Raw genomic sequence first — 756 nt, 5'->3', positions numbered from 1 at the left:
GCCAGGGGTCGGTCAGGTCGCAGTAGAATGTGGCGGACTGGTCGTCGACCGTCGCGGTGCGCCAGGGCTGGTCGCGGACCGTGCCGTGAATGGCGTGCGGCGTCGCGTTGATCGGCATCTGGTGCCGCACGCCACCGCTACGGGCCGCCCCGTCGCCCCCGCCCGGCGCGGTGACGAAGCTGCGGAACTGGCCCAGCTCGATCCGCCCGCACCAGGGCGCCATCGGGAAGGAGCCGTACCGGTCGCCCTGGCGCAACACCTCCAGGTCGTTGATGATCAGCGAGCTGATGCGGCAGCCGTCCTCCGGACGGATCGTCAACTCCGCGAATCCGGGTGCCACCAGCCGTACGTCGCGCGCCCCCGGGGCGCCATCCGTGGTCTCTTGGGTGCTCACCCCGCCGACCCTAACGGCGCTCCCGGGCCCGCGTCCCGCTGCCCACCGCGTGCCGCGCCACCTGGGTCGCCCGGCGTCATTCCGCCCCCGCCGACGCCCACCCGCTCCGGCGCACGCCCCCACGGCCCGCCCGGGCGGCGATCCCCGCCCGGGCGCTGCCTCGGCAGCCGGTACGGCCCTACCTGCGGCGGCGCAGCACGCGGCCCACGACGACCGCCGAGGCGAGCACGGCCGCCGCGGCGGGCGCGGCCCAGCGCAGGGTGGCCACGGTGGACGCGGTCTCGGGCGCGGGCACCGGCGCGTACCGGCCGCGCGGCGGCGCGTGGTCCACCTCCTCGGCGCTGCGGCCGATCATCGTGCGC

General features: G+C 77.1%; 2 pseudogenes. Both read right to left on the bottom strand.

The annotated features are described in order from the left end of the window. Positions 1 to 394 (bottom strand): annotated as a pseudogene (locus KUM32_RS35675) (aldose 1-epimerase); the annotation flags it as partial. A gap of 178 nt (positions 395 to 572) precedes the next feature. Next, positions 573 to 756, bottom strand: a pseudogene (locus KUM32_RS35670) (carbon monoxide dehydrogenase subunit G); the annotation flags it as partial.

It is taken from the genome of Streptomyces sp. AC627_RSS907 (assembly GCF_019049165.1).
Note: the sequence above shows the minus strand (reverse complement) of the source record. Positions and strands in the feature narration are given on the sequence as shown.